Here is a 15,334-nt window from a genome sequence, read left to right as displayed (position 1 = left end):
GTCCCACGGGAGCAGGCACGCGGACGGCTCGGTGGACGTCTTGTTACTGAGCCGTTCCGGTGCCGTGGGTCGCGTCCCGGCGGTGTCGGGGGCCGGGCACGGCGCGGTCGCACAGGACTCACAGGTTCCACACAGCCACAGCGGGCTCTTTCAACCGTCGTCTCAGCCTGGTCACAGCATCGTTGGCGACGATCGAGGACATGAGCGAGACCCCGTCCGGCCCCCCGAGCGACGGCTCTGCGGAGCCGCGTCGCAGCTACCCCGACCACCCGAACAGCAACCCCTACCAGCAGCGGGACGCGTCCCAGGGCGACCAGGGCTCGGGTGACCAGGGCTCGGGTGACCAGGGCTGGACCAGCGGCGGCGCCGCGTCCCCGGGCTACGGGGCCTCCCCTGCCTCGTCCACGGAGGAGACCGCTCCCCTGCGGGCCACCCCCGGCGCCGGCCCGACCCCGGCGCCCCAGCAGCCCGGCTACGACGCCACCACGTGGCAGCCCCCGGTGTGGGGCGCCCAGGACGGCGCCACCGCGACGCTGCCCGCCCAGGCCCCTGCTGCCCAGACCGCTCCGCGCAAGCGACGCGGCGGGCTCGCCGCGTCAGTCGTCGCCCTCTCCCTCGTGCTGGGTGCCGCGGCCGGCTTCGGCGGCGCCGCCGCCTGGAGCTGGTACGACGACGAGGACGGCTCCACCAGCACCGCCAGCGCGGCGACCTCGCAGGTGGTCACCAGCAACGACACCGACGCCTCCACGATCGAGCAGGTGGCCTCCAAGGTCCTGCCCTCCGTGGTGATGATCGAGGTGGTCGGTGCCCAGGAGTCCGGCTCGGGCTCGGGCATCGTGCTCTCCTCCGACGGCACCATCCTCACGAACAACCACGTGGTGGAGGTGGCGGGCGACTCCGGCTCGATCACCGTCGACTTCAACGACGGCAGTCACGCCACCGCCACGATCGTCGGCACCGACCCGCTCACCGACACCGCCGTCATCCAGGCGCAGGGCGTCAGCGACCTGACCCCTGCCGACATCGGCGTCTCCTCCGATCTCAAGGTCGGCGAGGGCGTCGTGGCCGTGGGTTCCCCCTACGGCCTGGACGCCACCGTCACCAGCGGCATCGTCTCCGCGCTCGAGCGCCCGGTCGACGTCGGCTCCGACGACCAGGGCAACGCCACCGTCTACCCGGCCATCCAGACCGACGCGGCGATCAACCCCGGCAACTCGGGTGGCCCGCTCGTCGACCTCGAGGGCAACGTGGTCGGCATCAACGCCTCGATCCAGACCGCCTCCTCGTCCTCCGCGTACGGCACCACGGAGGAGGGCGGCTCCATCGGCCTCGGCTTCGCCATCCCGATCGACGAGGTGTGGCCGGTCATCCAGCAGATGATCGACGGCGAGACGCCCACCCACGCCCGCCTGGGGATCTCGGTCTCGGACGTGCAGAGCGGGACGACGGCCACCGACGGCACCGTCACCGACGGGGCGCAGGTCCAGGCCGTGACGGACGGCTCCGCCGCCGGCTCGGCGGGCCTCCAGGTCGGCGACATCATCACCCAGGTCGACGACACGATGATCACGAGCAGCGACTCGCTCGTGGCCACGATCCGTGGCTACCGCCCCGGTGACGAGGTCACCGTGACGTACCTGCGGGACGGCACGGAGTCCACCGCGACCCTCTCCCTGGACTCGGACGGCGGCACCGCCTCGTCCTGACCCCTCGCCCGCGCTGCGGGCCCCTGATCCGGCCGGTCCTGGTCCCACCGGTCGTCCGAGAGGCGAAGCCCCGTCCCGGTCCTCCGGGGCGGGGTTTCGTGGCTCCGGACGGGGGGGTACCCCGGGGGGTAAGAATCCCCTGAGATGGGGGTGTCGGACATCCGGGATCGTGTCCGAGTTCGGCGTCCCTCCAGGGGGTTTCGCGCCGCGCACCAGTGGCAAGTTGCTGCCCGCGTCCACCTCGTGCCTGCACACCGGACCGCAGCGCCCCCGATCTCGGTAACGACCGGCAGCAGCGCACGTTCTCGCAGGTCACGAGGTACGCAGCCGCTTGCGCCGGCCGGCCCTCCAGAGCGGCACACGTGTCCGGGACAGGTGTTCTCCGTACTCGGAGCGCCCGCCCCGGACCCTCCCGGCCTCCGCGGCTCCACAGACTTCAACGGTCGTTCCACGCGGGCGGCCGATCAGAAAAGACTAGCCACCGGGGTTTGAACCGACTTTCCTCGGCGCCACGAGCACTGTTCGTCGAGCCGGTGAGGGACCGGCCCCGGAGGGTGCCGACAGCGACGCAGAGGGGCGTCGCGCATGCACCGAGAAGCATCACGCACACGCCGCGGAGGCGGCGCAGGGCGGGCGGCGACCAGCCGCCCGGAGTGGGGGGAACATGACGAGCGCACCGTGCTCGAGACGCCGCGACGCGGCGCGAGCAACCAGACCCGAGACGACTCCCGGTCGCCGCTCGGGGCACGAGCCGGCCGGCGACGCCGGGCGACAGCCGCAATGACCATCGAGGTCCTGCAGCCGGTGGCCCCGTTGCTGCTGCTCGACCTCGCTGTCTACGTCCAGCTCGGGCTGGTCCTGGCGCTGCGCTCGCTGCCGATGCGGGCACTGCTCCTCGCCTCCGTCCTCGCGTTCCTCGGCCTGCGCCGGGCGCAGTACGGGACCGACTCCACGGTGACCGAGTCACTGCTGGTCCTGTCGGCCGCACTGTGCCTGGCGCTGGTGGCCGTGCGCGCGCGCCGACCTCGTCGGCACGTCACCGACCTGCCCGCCTGCCCGGAGCACGCCGCCCCGGCCTCGACGACCTCGGCGGGCGGCACCACCGTCCGCGGCGGGCTCGACGCCATGACCGCCCACGAGGTCCGCTCGATCTCGGCCGGGCTCGCCGGCGCCGCGACCCTGCTCGTCGACCCCGCCCTCCAGGGCGGTCCGCGCGAGCGCATCTGCCAGCTCATCGCGGCCGAGGCACAGCGCCTGCAGCGCCGCCTGGGCTCCCCCGGCGTGGCACCCGGCGCTCCCGCCTGGACGGCTGCCGTCGTGGCGCAACCGTGCTGCTCGGGCCAGCACGGGCAGGCCGAGCCCGCCGCCTCGGACGCGGCGGGGAACCCCGCCGCGGGCGCGCCCGTCCCACGGATGCCGGTCGTGCACGAGCCGCCGCCGCGCGGCACGTTCGTGGGCCCGATGACCACGCACGCGCCTCGCCCCCAACCGGTACGCGCGTACACCCGAGCGCCGGAGTGCGACGTGGACACGATCGTGGCCTCGCTGGCCCTCAGCCACCGCGCCCGCGGTCGGCGCGTCAGCGCAGGCACCACCGGGTTGCGGGTGGCCGCGCCGCACGACGACCTCGCCGAGATCCTCGGCGTCCTCCTCGACAACGTCGCCGAGCACGCCCCGGGCTCGCGCACCGAGGTGCGTGGCACCCGCGTGGGGGCGCTCGCCGTCCTCCGGGTCAGCGACGACGGCCCGGGCATCGACCCCCGCCTGTGCGCGACCATGTTCCAGCCCGGCGTGCAGCGGCAGGGCTCGCGCGGCTCCGGCCTGGGCCTCACGTCCGCCCGCGCGCTGGCCCGCCGGCACGGGGGCGACCTCCGCCTCGTGCGCGGGTCGGTGGGCTGCACGTGGGAGGTCGTGCTGCCGGTCGCCGGGTCCGTCTCCAGCGTGTCCGGCACGCCCGCGCAGCGGGTCAAGGCCGCCGGTGCTGGTGTGGACCGGCGGTCGGCCCAGCGGGGTGTCGTGGCGTGACCAACGTCCGGAATCGTCCGGGATATCCTGTCGTTCCAGGCTCGGAGAGCGCCTGCGTGTCAGTCGACACCTGTTTCGTTACCGCGTTTTCCGGGCAGGATGTGCAGCGGACGGCACAGTGGGTCTCCGGGCGCCGGACGACGGCGTGCCGTCCGAGTGGGGGGGAGATCCGTATGCGAACGAACGGGACCGTGCGACAGCAGTCCGCCGTGTCGCGGCTTCGGTCGCGCCTGGCCTCCGCCGGCTCCTTCGGCGACCTGGGCGGGGCCGGCGGCCTGGCGCCGCAGCCCGCGACGGCCGGCGAGGACGACGGGGCGCTCGACCGAGCCGTCCTCGCTGCCGCGCTGCACGAGGTCCGCTCCATCGCCGCCGGCATCGCCGGCGCCGGTGAGCTGATCCGCGACCCCGAGGTCTCCGCGGCCCACCGTGACCGCATGGCGGCCCTGGTGGTCGCCGAGGCCCGCCGCCTGGAGCGCCGTGCCGCCGCGCACGGCGTCGGCGACGAGTGCTCCTGCCGCGCCGTCACCGCGGTGCCCCTCCGTGAGCCCGTCACCACGCTCGCGGCCACGCACCGGGCCCGCGGCATGCGACTCACGCTGGACCCGGCCCTGCTCACGCTGGACGTGGCGGTGCCGGCCGACGACGTGGCCGAGATGCTCGGCGTCCTCCTGGACAACGCCGCCCGGCACGCGCCGGGCTCCGCGGTCCACCTCACGGCCCGACGACACGGCCCCGACGTGTTCGTCCGGGTCTCGGACGACGGCCCGGGCATCGCCCAGGCCCAGGTCCGCGTGCACAGCCTGCGCCGCGCCGGACGGGGCACCCCGACCCCGTCCCGCCACGGCCACGGCATCGGGCTGGCGTCCGCGCGGACGCTGGCCGCCCGTGCCGGTGGGCACCTGTACCTCGTGCGGACGTCGCGACGCGGCACCACGTGGGAGCTCCAGGTCCCGGCAGCACGGCCCGCTCCCACCACCCCCACGCACCCAGGCCGCTCGGGCCGCCCGGTCGGGGACGAGCACCCCGCGGACCACCACCGCGGACACCACCACGACCACCGCTACGAGAACGACGACACCTGTGACAACGATGAGCGCGTGCTCCCCCAGCACGCCGAGGAACGCTGGGAGGCGACCCACTGTGGGTGAGAGGATCGTCCTCGTCGAGGACCACCTGCTGTTCGCCGAGGCCATGGAGCTGGCGATCTCCCTGCGAGGCCACGAGGTCTCGCGGGTCGTGCCGACCGAGGCACGGAACCTGACCACGCTGGTCGACAGCATCCTGCGCCGCAAGCCGGTGCTGGTGCTGCTCGACCTCGACCTGGGGCCGCTCGGCGACTCCACCGACATCATCTCCACGCTCACCTCGGCCGGCAGCGCCGTGGTCGTGGTGACCGGCAGCACCGACGAGGCGGACTGGGGTCGCTGCCTGGCGGCCGGGGCACGCACCGTCGTGCCCAAGTCCCGCCCGCTGCCCGAGATCATGGGTGTGGTGCGCCGCGTCCTGAACCACGAGCGCGTCATCGACCTGGGCGAGCGGGAGCGACTGGTCACCGTCGCCCGCGCCCGCAAGGACGAGCTCAGCGACGCCGCCCAGCGACTGGGGCTGCTCTCGCCCCGCGAGCGCGTGGTGCTGGCCCAGCTCATGGCAGGGCGCAGCGTCGCGGACACGGCCGCCGCCGAGACGCTCTCCCAGGCCACGGTGCGCACCCAGGTGAAGTCGATCCTGGCGAAGCTCCAGGTCTCCTCGCAGGTGGCCGCCGTCGGGCTGGCCTACCGGGCGGGGTGGACCCCCGGGGACGTGAGGAGCGCCAGCAGTCGCTAGGCGCGGCGCTGCGCTGCGGCCGACTCGGCGGCCGCGGCGCTCGCACGCCGGCGTCGGGAGCCGGGTACGGGCCTCGCTCAGAGGTGCGGGACGGCGCGGAGCTGCTCGACGAGCAGCACCGCCTTCACGCGGTCGGCGACGCCGAGCTTGCGCAGGACCTGCTTGAGCACGGTGCGGACGGTGGCCTCCGCCAGTCCGAGACCGCGTGCGGTGCCCTCGACGTCGGCGCCGCGCACGAGCGCGTCGAGGACGTCGCGCTGGCGCGCGGTCAGGCCCGAGAGCCGGCGAACGGCCTCGCGGTGGTCCTCGGAGAGGTCGGCCCAGCACTCGCGGGCCGAGTCGAGGACGCCGTCGGGGTCCCAGGCGTCACCGCGGGGAGCCTCCGCGGGACGGTCCCCCTCGGCGAGCCGGTCGACCAGGGTGCGCATGCGGTCCAGGGAGGCGCCGACGATGACGGTCGCGCCGGCCTCGGCGAGCGGGGCGGCGGCAGCGCCGGGGTCCTGCGGGCAGGAGACGAGCCACGGCAGGCGCGGCTGCTGCTCGATCAGCCACAGCAGCTCGGCGAGGGTGTCGTCGACGGCCAGGGTCGCGATGACCAGGCCGACCTCGGCCCGCATGGACGAGAGCTGGATACGCACGGAGTCCTGGCCGGGCGCGGGTCGCGGGTCCAGCCCGCGGGGGCGCGCACCGAGGTGCTCGAGGCCGAGGACGACGGTCTCCTGGACCAGGCGCTGGTCCGCCGCGACCGCCACTCGGGTGCCGCGCGAGGGGCCGGTGCCCTGCTCGCGCGGGCTGCGGGCCGTCGTCCGGCCGGTCTCGCTGCCGACGACCTGCAGGCGCGCGGGGGCGTCCGAGGCCGCGGCGACCGCGTAATCGGCGTTCATCTCAGGGGTCCTCCGTGAGGGGCGGTCGTCAGGGGGTGGTCGACCGTGGGGCAAACGGTACCCACGATCGGGGCCGGAACGCCTGCTAACCGCGCCGGTCCCGTTTCTTGGGGATGGAAAGCCTCGCCAGGGTGACCTCGCGCACGAAGACGTGACCGCGCCACGCCGAGGGCTCCGGCACACATCCCCTGTTTCGGGGATGCCCGGGCTCCGGGGCCGTCGGAGGATCGTGACCGGTCCGCCGTCCCCGGACCGCGGGCCGGCCCTGACGTCGACCACCCTCCCGGTCGAGCACCGGGGCCGGCCCCACACCTCGCCGCACGGCGCACCGGCGTCCGAGCCGTCCCCCACGGGGGCAGGTCACGTACACGCGTTCACCGAGGCGCGCCCGCGGCCGTCACCAATCCTGGGTAATGCGCTTCCGGTCCGGGCACGTCGTGCCGTCGGCCACCCAAGACTGCGGACGTGGGGGACGGCCGTGGGCCGCCTCCCGCTCATGACGGTCGAACGAGTGCGGACGAGGGGGGTGTGACGACGTGGGTGCTCAGCGGTCCGAATCCCGGCTGCGCGCGGTGCGCAACGGTCGCCGCCCCCGCCCCGGCGTGGGCGCGCTCGTCACGATGGCGGCGGACTCCGGTCGCCTCGCGGTCGCGGCCGTGGGCCTCGTCCTGGCCGGCGCGGCCGTGCTGGTGCTCCAGCTGCTGGCCGAGGTCGTCTCCTGGATGATCACCTCCGGCGTCAGCGCCTACGCCGGCCTCGCCGTCGGGCTCGGCCTGGCCGTGCCCGGCGTGGTCGTCATCGGTGTCCAGGCCGTGCGCCGCGTCGTGCGCCGCATGCACGACGCCGAGGCCCAGCAGGACGCGCTCGACGCGGAGCTCCAGCGGCTCGACAGCGAGCTGCGCACCACCGGCGGCCGCATGCACGAGGTGGGCTCCATCGCCGCCGGCCTCGCCGCCGCGGCCAAGCTGCTCGACAGCGCCGGGCACAGCGCGGACGAGGCCCACACCCTGCGCCTGCGGCAGATGCTCCAGGCCGAGGCCGAGCGGCTCCACCGCCTGGTCGACGACAGCCTGCCCCGGCCCGTGGCCCTCTCCAGCGTGGACGAGGTGGTGTGGCCGATCGTCGTGCGCACCATCGCTGCCGGGCAGCGCGTCGCCTTCCGCCCCGGCGACGCCCTCGTCAGCGCCGACGCCGACGCGGTCGCCCAGATCCTCAGCACCCTGCTCGACAACGCCCGTCGGCACGCGCCCGGCAGCAGCGTCCAGGTCGACGCCGACCTCGTCGACCTCGACACGGTCGAGATCTCGGTGACCGACGACGGCCCGGGCATCGACGCGGTCACCGCCGACGAGCTCTTCACCTGGGGTGCGCGCGGCTCGGACTCCCCCGGCCACGGGATCGGCCTGCACGCCGCCCGGCAGCTCGCCCTCCAGGAGGGCGGCGACCTCCGTCTCGACCCGACCCCCTACGGCAGCCGCTTCGTGCTCACGCTGCCCGGAGCCTCCGGAAAGGAGCGCCATGACGTCCCCCGCCGTCCCGGCCACGTCGCGTAAGGACTTCCGCGTCGTGATCGTGGAGGACCACACCCTGTTCGCCGAGTCCCTCGAGCTGGCACTGACCATCGAGGGCTACACGGTGCGCCGGTTCACCCCGGGCCCCGAGGCGACGGCGGGACACGTGCTGGCCGGCATCCAGCGGCTGCGGCCGCGCCTGGTGCTGCTGGACCTCGACCTGGGTCCCGGCGGCGACGGCGGCCGGTTCGTCTCGGGCCTGGCGCAGTCCAACACCGACGTCGTGGTGCTCACCGGTGAGTCCGACCGCAGCCGCTGGGGCGAGTGTCACCAGCAGGGCGCCCGCAAGGTGCTGCCGAAGTCGGCGCCGCTGGAGGAGATCCTCGGCGTGATCAAGCGTGCCCAGCGCGGGCTCCCGCTGCTCGACCCCGGCGAGCGCGAGAGCCTCGTGCACGCCTGGCAGGCGGGTCGTGCGGAGCACGCCGACACCAGCCGCCGCCTCGCCTCGCTGACGCCCCGTGAGCAGCAGGTGCTCGCGCACCTGATGACCGGCGCCACCGTGCGGGACGTGGCCCGGGCCGACGTCGTGGCCGAGGCCACCGTCCGCACCCAGGTCAAGTCGATCCTCGCCAAGCTCGAGGTCTCCTCCCAGCTGGCCGCCGTGGGCCTGGCCCACCGCACCGGGTGGAAGGGGCCCCGCGCGTGACGGACGTGGCCCGCGCCGTGGAGCCGACCTTCGAGGAGCACCCCTGCGAGGGGCGTCTCCTCGACGAGCAGCGGGAGCAGAGGGCCGACCGCCGGGCCGTGCCTGCCCGCCCCGGCTCCCCGCTGCGGCTGACCCGACCCGGTGACCACGCGGCCGCTCGTCGCGAGCTGGTCACCGTCGCGCGGGTGCTGCCGTTCCTCGACCTCGCCCTCCTGCTCCCGGCCCTGCTGGGCGCACGCGCGCTGATGCACGGCCCCCGGGCCCTCGAGGTGCTCGCCCTGGCCGGTCTCTGGATCGTGGTCGTCGCCGCGCACGGCTGCTACCGCCCGCTCATCACCCGCAGCCGTCGCTCGGCGCTCGAGCGGGTGCTGGCCGCGGCCGGTGGCTACGGCCTCATCCTCTGGGCAGGCTCCGCGGTCGGGTTCCTCGACCCCGTGGGCGAGCGCGCCGGCGTCATCCTCGTCGTGGCCGTGCTGGTCACGGCCGCCGTGCACGTGCTGGCCGCGGGCTTCACCCGCCCGCGGCGCGTGCTCGTCGTCGGCGACGCCGACTCCCTGGCGGACGCCGGCGCGGTGCTGGGCGCGCAGCGCGGCTGGCAGGTCGTCGGCAGCTGCTCGCCGGCCGAGGACGGTCTGCTCGCCGCCCCGGCCCTGGCCGCGCGTCGCCGCGCCGACGCCGTCGTCGTCCTGCCCGGGGCGCACGTCGACACCCCCGGCCTGCGCCGCCTCGCCTGGGCGCTGGAGACCGACGGGGTCTCGATGCTCGTGGGCACCGGCCTGGTCGACGTCTCCCAGCGCCGTGCGGAGATGACCCAGGTCGGCGGCTGGTCGATGCTGCACGTGCAGCACGTGGAGCGCAGCGGTGTCGCTGCGGTCGTGAAGTCGGCGCTGGACCGGGTCGCAGCCGCCGGGCTGCTGCTCCTGCTGGCACCGCTGATGGTGTCGCTGACGCTGGCGGTGCGGCTCGACAGCCGGGGTCCGGCGCTGTTCAAGCAGGTCCGCGTGGGCCGCGACGGCCAGACCTTCACCATGCTGAAGTTCCGCTCCATGCACGTGCCCGGCAGCGTCCCCGCCGCCGACGTCGCCCTCGTCAACGAGGCGGACGGCGCCAGCCCGCTGTTCAAGATGCGCCGCGACCCGCGCGTCACCCGGGTCGGCGCGTGGCTGCGCCGCTACTCGCTGGACGAGCTGCCGCAGCTGGTGAACGTCGTGCGTGGCGAGATGTCGCTCGTGGGCCCCCGGCCCGCCCTGCCCACCGAGGTGGAGCAGTACCGCGAGGACGCCCGCCGGCGGCTGCACGTGCGCCCCGGGCTCACCGGCCTGTGGCAGGTCTCCGGCCGCTCCGACCTCACCTGGGCCGAGAGCGTCCGCATGGACACCCTCTACGTCGACAACTGGTCGCTCGGCCTGGACCTCGCGATCCTCGGCCGCACCATCTCCGCAGTCCTCTCCCACCGCGGCGCCTACTGAGCGCTCGCGCACGCCGTCTCCTCCTCGGCCCCGTCGGTCCCACCGGCGGGGCCGAGGTGCGTCCGCACGTCTCCGGTCGTCGAGGCGCGAGGAGCCCCACCACCCCACCGGTCGTCGAGGCGCGAGGAGCACCCGCGCACCACCGGTCGTCGAGGCGCGAGGAGCGCCAGCGACGAGCCACGAGACGCCCGCACCCACCCGACCCCACCGGCCCACGCACAGGTCCTGGTCTCGCGACGGCCGCGGACGGCCTCCTCGACCCACGGACACATCCCCACACCCGACCCCACCGGTCGTCGAGGTGCGAGGAGCCCCAGCGACGAGCCACGAGACGCCCGCACCCACCCGACCCCACCGGCCCACGCACAGGTCCTGGTCTCGCGACGGCCGCGGACGGCCTCCTCGACCCACGGACACATCCCCACACCCGACCCCAACGGTCTTCGAGGAGCGAGGAGCGCCAGCGACGAGCCACGAGACGCCCGCACCCACCCGACCCCACCGGCCCACGCACAGGTCCTGGTCTCGCGACGGCCGCGGACGGCCTCCTCGACCCACGGACCCATCGCACCCCGCGCACCACCGGTCGTCGAGGAGCGAGGAGCGCCAGCGACGAGCCACGAGACGCCCGCACCCACCCCACCTCCCGGCCCACGCACAGGTCCTGGTCTCGCGACGGCCGCGAAGACCCGCGCCCTCCGGACGCAGCACGACGCCGAGCCGGCCCTGGCGGGCCGACTCGGCGTCGGTGGTGGTGCTGGGTCGTGCTGGGTGCGGTCGGTCAGCCGCCCGCGGGGAGGCTGATCTGCCAGCAGCCGCTGGCGTCGGCGGTCTCGGCCCGGATCGTCCAGCTGCCGGAGGTCGGCAGCGTGAGGCCGACCTGGTAGGCCGCCATGCTCTCGTCCGCGCCCGGCCGCTCGATCTCCACGACCACCGGCGAGAGGCCGGCCTGCGTGGCCGTGACGGTGAGGGCACCGTCCTGCTCACTGGTCGTGGGGACGACGTAGAGCCGCAGCTGGCGCAGGTCGGCACCGACGGAGTCGGTCCCGTCCTCGTCGCGCCACCCGTCGATCTCGCTGACGAACGGGCCGGCGAGGAAGTCGCCGGACAGCACGTCCTGGTGCGAGCGGGTCGCCACGCAGCGGTGCTCGAAGGTGCCCGGGGCACCCTCGAACAGGGCCGTCTGCGCGGACCCGCCGCCGGAGCCCTTGCCCGAGCCGGATCCCTCGCTGGAGGGCGACCCGGAGGTCGCCTCCGCGGAGGAGGACGCGGAGCCCGAGGCGGACCCGGAGGCCGACCCGGAGCCCGACCCAGAGCCCGACCCAGAGGCCGACGGGGAGTCGGAGGCCGACGCAGACGGGGTCGCCGACGCCGTGACGGAGGCGCTCGCCGAGCCGGCCGCCGAGGCGTCCGCCCCGCCGTCGTCCGCCCCGCACGCGCCGAGGGCCAGGGCCGTCACCGCGGCGACCACGGGGGCCGCCACGGTGAGGCTGCTGCTGCGTCGGGTGCTCATGACGCGGGCCGGAGGCTGACGGTCCAGGACACGCCCTTGGCGGAGGTGTCGTTGGTGGTGGCCGTGCGCGCTCGCCAGGTGCCGGCCGACAGCGGCCCGGCGTCGGCGAGGACGCTGCTGACGCGACCGCTGTTGTTGCCGTAGGCCTCGGTGCGCGTGGTGAGCGCGTTCGGCACGGTCCAGGCGGTGGTCGTGGAGGACTTGTCGGTCCACACGTTCACCACCCAGCCACCCTCGGCGGCCGTCACCGGGGCCGAGACGTGCTCGGCGGTGCGGCTGTCGGTGGTGGAGCCGACCTGGAGGACGGGGTCCGCCGTGTCGACGCCGCGGTAGGCACCGAGCACGAGCGAGGACTTCAGCGTGTCACCCAGGGCGGTCGTCACGGTGCTGCCGGCGTCGGAGGCCGTGGCCACGCGGGTCCACAGCACGCTCTCGAGACTGCCCTGACCGTCCTCGGCCACGCGGGTCCAGCCCGCCGGGTCGGCCGGGTCGGTGCCGTCCACGCCGTAGCTGCCGACCAGGACCAGCAGGTCACCGGCCTGCACGTCGCTCGGGATCGAGAGCCACGGGTTCGCGGAGTTGCGCGACCGCGAGTCCGAGGCCACGTAGGTGACGGGGTCGCTGCTCGAGGAGGTCGAGACCGTCACGTCCGTCGTGGTCGTGTCGCTGGCCCCGTCGTCGTCGGTCACCGTGAGGGTCACCGTGTAGGTGCCGGCCGCCGGGTAGGTGTGGTCGGTCGTGGCACCGGTGGCGGTCACGCCGTCACCGAAGGACCAGGCGTAGGACGCCACGCTGCCGTCGCTGTCGGTCGAGCCCGAGCCGTCGAGCTGGCAGACCAGGTCGGTGCAGGCCGCCACCACGTCGGCGGTCGGGGCGACGTTGGCCGCCGAGACGGTGACGGTGCGGGTCACGGTGTCGCTGGCCCCGTCGTCGTCGGTCACCGTGAGGCTCACGGTGTAGGTGCCGGGGCCGGCGTAGGTGTGCTCGACGCTCGCACTGGTGCCCGTGGAGGCGTCACCGAAGGACCAGTCGTAGGAGTCCACGCTGCCGTCGCTGTCCGAGGAGCCAGAGCCGTCCAGCTCGCAGGTCAGGTCGGTGCAGGACGCCGCGATCGCCGCGGTCGGGTCGACGTTGGGCACCGCGGTGACGCTCCACGGGTCGACCAGCAGGGCCCGGCCGCGCCAGTCCTGCGTGGTGTCCACCGTGGTGAGCGGGCCGGACGGCGTGGCGTCGGAGAGGTCGAGCGAGGAGAGCGAGCCGTTGCTGCCGGAGACGACGTAGAGGGTGTCGCCCGCGGCCAGCAGGCCGGCGGCGTTCGCGAAGCTCACGCCGGAGACCGACGTGCTGAACTCCTGGACGCCGACGATGCCGCTGTCGGGGGTGAACCAGCGCCAGAACAGCTGCGAGGAGCCCGACTTCGTGTAGTAGACGCGGTGGTGGGCGTAGGTCAGGCCGGTGATCGAGGAGAGCTGGCCGTAGAAGGTCGGCAGCTTGCCCGTGTAGGTGCTGCCGCTGCCGTTGGCGACGTCCTTCCACTCGGTCTCGACGTAGGGGTCGATCGTCGTGGAGGCGCCGAGGCCGTTGGCTCGGATGGGCGCCGAGTGCAGGTAGCCGTCGGTGCTGCCGTACCAGAGGCTGCCGCCGGCGGTGAAGGCGCCGCGGACGGCGGTCCAGTCGATGCCCTGGGTGTCGACCGAGGTGGCGGCGCCGGTGGTGGTGCCGTCGAACTCGACCGAGGTGAGGGCGCTGTCGGCGGCCACCGGGGCCTCGCCGTCGGTGTCGACGATCTCGATGGCGTTGATCAGCGGGTTCTCGGTGACGTGCGAGAGGTCCACGGTGATGGAGCCGTCCGAGACCAGGTCGACAGCACGCATGGTGCCGGTCTGGTCGCCGGCCGCGGCCACGATGTCGAAGTCGTTCAGCACCGTCGTGCCCTCGACCTGCACGTCGAAGACGCGGGAGCCGACGGTGGAGGTGCCGGAGTAGCGGTTGGCGAAGTAGAGGCGGACCTCGACGTCGGTGCCGGCGGTGACCGGGAAGGTCCAGGTGGCCCGCGGGGAGTCGCTGTAGGACCACGCCTCGGAGTCGAAGACCGACGCCGGGGTGGACGACGGCACGGTGCTGTCGAGCGCGGCCGACGGGCTGTAGCCCGCGGTGGAGACCGAGCCGCTGCGGTAGGTGCCGTCCGCCGTCCAGGCCGGACCGCCGTCGGTCGAGGCGACCTCGGAGCCACCGGCGTTCACGCGGTACAGCACGTTGCCGGCGTCCTCGGCGACGCTGCCGCCGACGAGCACGGACTCACCGATGGCGGTGGTGCTGGAGTCGACCGGGGTGGTCGAGCCGGCGGGCAGGAGGGCGACGCGACCGCGGCGCCACTGGAAGTTGCCGAGGTACTCGGTGTCGCTGGCGATCCAGAGCCCGTCGGAGGTGTCGAGGAAGTCGAAGACCGCGACGCCACGCGGGTTGCGGCCCGGGTTCCAGGCCAGGGGCAGGCCGTTCTCGGTGTCGAGCGCGGCGAGGCCGGGCCGCGGGACGGCGCCCTGGCCGGCGGCGTCGGAGGCGCCGGAGTTGTTCATCCAGCGGAGGTGACCGCCCACGTAGACGGCGTCGTCGGTGATCTCGACGCCCCACATGGTGTCGCCGCCGGAGTGGTCCACCCAGGTCGGGTCGATGTCCTGGCCGCTCGCGTCGACCTCGAAGCGGGCCGCCGCGTCGCACAGCGTGTCGGCGACGCCGCCGCCGGTGGTGGTGATGACGAAGTAGGAGCCGTCGGGCGAGATGTCCAGGCCGCGCACGTAGCTGTCGAAGGCCCACCAGTAGCACAGCGGCTCGTAGCCGGTGGTGCGCCAGCTCGGGTCCACCGCCACGTCCGAGCCGTTGTTGTCGAGCAGGACCACCTGGTCGCGGTCGTAGCCGTCGACGTCGGTGAAGTTGCCGATGGCGATGATCGTGGAGCCGTCCGGGGTGGCGACGACGTCCTTGACGCCGACGCCGCCCTGCGCGCCCTGCCCGGAGTCGTTGTGGTGCCCGGAGGCCTGCACGTCCATCCACTCGTCGACCGCGCCGGTCAGCGGGTCGAGCGCGACGATGCCGCCGTGGGCGGCGCCGCCGACGTTGGAGAAGTTGCCACCCACGACCAGCCGGCCCGCGACCGTGGTGAGGCTGAGCGCCTTGCCGTTGGCGGCGGGCGCCGAGAACCCGGAGACGGGGGCGCCGGTGCTGACGTCCAGCAGCGCGACCCGGCGCTGGCGTGCCCCGTCGATGGTGTTGAAGGAGCCGGCCACGTAGACGGTGCCCGCCACCGGGCCCTCGAGGACGTCCTCGACGGTGCCGTCGATCTGCGGGTTGAACGCGGTGACCACGCGACCCGTGGAGGCGTTGAAGGCCACGACGCCGGTGCGCGTGAGCGTCGTGCCGTCCGTGGAGGTGACGTTGGTGAACGTGCCGCCCGCGACCATGATGTTGCCGGTCTGCGCGACGGCGTTGACCTGGCCGTTGTTGATCTGCGGGGTGGAGGCCACCGGGACGTCCTCGGGGAGGACGGCGGAGGCCGGGGTCACCAGCGCGGGCAGCACGAGTGCCGGCGTCAGGGCGACCGTCAGGCTCGCCAGGGTGAGGGCGAGTCGACGAAGGGGACGTGGAGCGGGCAACGGAACTCCCGGGGCCGGGCACGGCCTCTCGGCACGCGCAGGGACT

General features: G+C 74.5%; 10 protein-coding genes. 7 read left to right on the top strand and 3 right to left on the bottom strand.

The genetic code is table 11. The annotated features are described in order from the left end of the window. The first annotated feature begins 200 nt into the window (after positions 1 to 200). From M8330_RS06590 to M8330_RS06575, 4 genes are all read left to right on the top strand, one after another. A complete protein-coding gene (locus M8330_RS06590) occupies positions 201 to 1,706 on the top strand; it encodes a S1C family serine protease (protein WP_250826669.1) in 1,506 nt (501 codons plus the stop codon). Between the two features lie 780 nt (positions 1,707 to 2,486). Next, positions 2,487 to 3,731: a sensor histidine kinase gene (locus tag M8330_RS06585; RefSeq protein ID WP_250826668.1), complete on the top strand. Its 1,245-nt coding sequence runs from the start codon at positions 2,487 to 2,489 to the stop codon at positions 3,729 to 3,731. A 209-nt stretch (positions 3,732 to 3,940) separates the two neighbouring features. Beyond that, a complete protein-coding gene (locus M8330_RS22370; RefSeq protein WP_250826667.1) occupies positions 3,941 to 4,879 on the top strand; it encodes a sensor histidine kinase in 939 nt (312 codons plus the stop codon). Next, positions 4,872 to 5,555: a LuxR C-terminal-related transcriptional regulator gene (locus M8330_RS06575; protein WP_250056837.1), complete on the top strand. Its 684-nt coding sequence runs from the start codon at positions 4,872 to 4,874 to the stop codon at positions 5,553 to 5,555. Before M8330_RS22370 ends, M8330_RS06575 begins: the two co-directional genes overlap by 8 nt. Positions 5,556 to 5,632: 77 nt before the next feature. Here M8330_RS06575 and M8330_RS06570 read toward each other — a convergent pair whose 3' ends face one another. Next, complete coding sequence (locus M8330_RS06570) at positions 5,633 to 6,439, bottom strand: response regulator transcription factor (protein ID WP_250826666.1); 807 nt, start codon at positions 6,437 to 6,439, stop codon at positions 5,633 to 5,635. 536 nt (positions 6,440 to 6,975) lie between these two features. Here M8330_RS06570 and M8330_RS22365 point away from each other — a divergent pair. Genes M8330_RS22365 through M8330_RS06555 form a run of 3 tightly spaced genes read left to right on the top strand, consistent with a single transcriptional unit; the run spans position 6,976 to position 10,125 of the window. Beyond that, positions 6,976 to 7,992: a sensor histidine kinase gene (locus M8330_RS22365; protein ID WP_250056839.1), complete on the top strand. Its 1,017-nt coding sequence runs from the start codon at positions 6,976 to 6,978 to the stop codon at positions 7,990 to 7,992. Beyond that, positions 7,958 to 8,656 carry a response regulator transcription factor gene (locus M8330_RS06560; RefSeq protein ID WP_250056840.1) on the top strand — a complete coding sequence of 233 codons (699 nt, stop codon included), beginning with the start codon at positions 7,958 to 7,960 and terminating at the stop codon, positions 8,654 to 8,656. Before M8330_RS22365 ends, M8330_RS06560 begins: the two co-directional genes overlap by 35 nt. Continuing rightward, entirely contained in the window at positions 8,653 to 10,125 is a 1,473-nt protein-coding gene (locus M8330_RS06555) for an exopolysaccharide biosynthesis polyprenyl glycosylphosphotransferase (RefSeq protein ID WP_250826665.1), read from the top strand. Before M8330_RS06560 ends, M8330_RS06555 begins: the two co-directional genes overlap by 4 nt. A 781-nt stretch (positions 10,126 to 10,906) precedes the next feature. On the opposite strand, the gene M8330_RS06550 is transcribed toward M8330_RS06555, so the two are convergent. Both M8330_RS06550 and M8330_RS06545 read right to left on the bottom strand, forming a co-directional pair. Continuing rightward, positions 10,907 to 11,638, bottom strand: coding sequence for a hypothetical protein (locus tag M8330_RS06550; RefSeq protein ID WP_250826664.1), 732 nt, complete (start codon positions 11,636 to 11,638; stop codon positions 10,907 to 10,909). Continuing rightward, the gene (locus M8330_RS06545) at positions 11,635 to 15,288 is read right to left on the bottom strand and encodes a PKD domain-containing protein (RefSeq protein ID WP_250826662.1); all 3,654 of its coding nucleotides are present in this window, start codon (positions 15,286 to 15,288) and stop codon (positions 11,635 to 11,637) included. Before M8330_RS06545 ends, M8330_RS06550 begins: the two co-directional genes overlap by 4 nt. Between the last annotated feature and the right edge of the window lie 46 nt (positions 15,289 to 15,334).

It is taken from the genome of Nocardioides bruguierae (assembly GCF_023656415.1).
GTDB classification, from domain to species: domain Bacteria; phylum Actinomycetota; class Actinomycetes; order Propionibacteriales; family Nocardioidaceae; genus Nocardioides; species Nocardioides bruguierae.
Note: the sequence above shows the minus strand (reverse complement) of the source record. Positions and strands in the feature narration are given on the sequence as shown.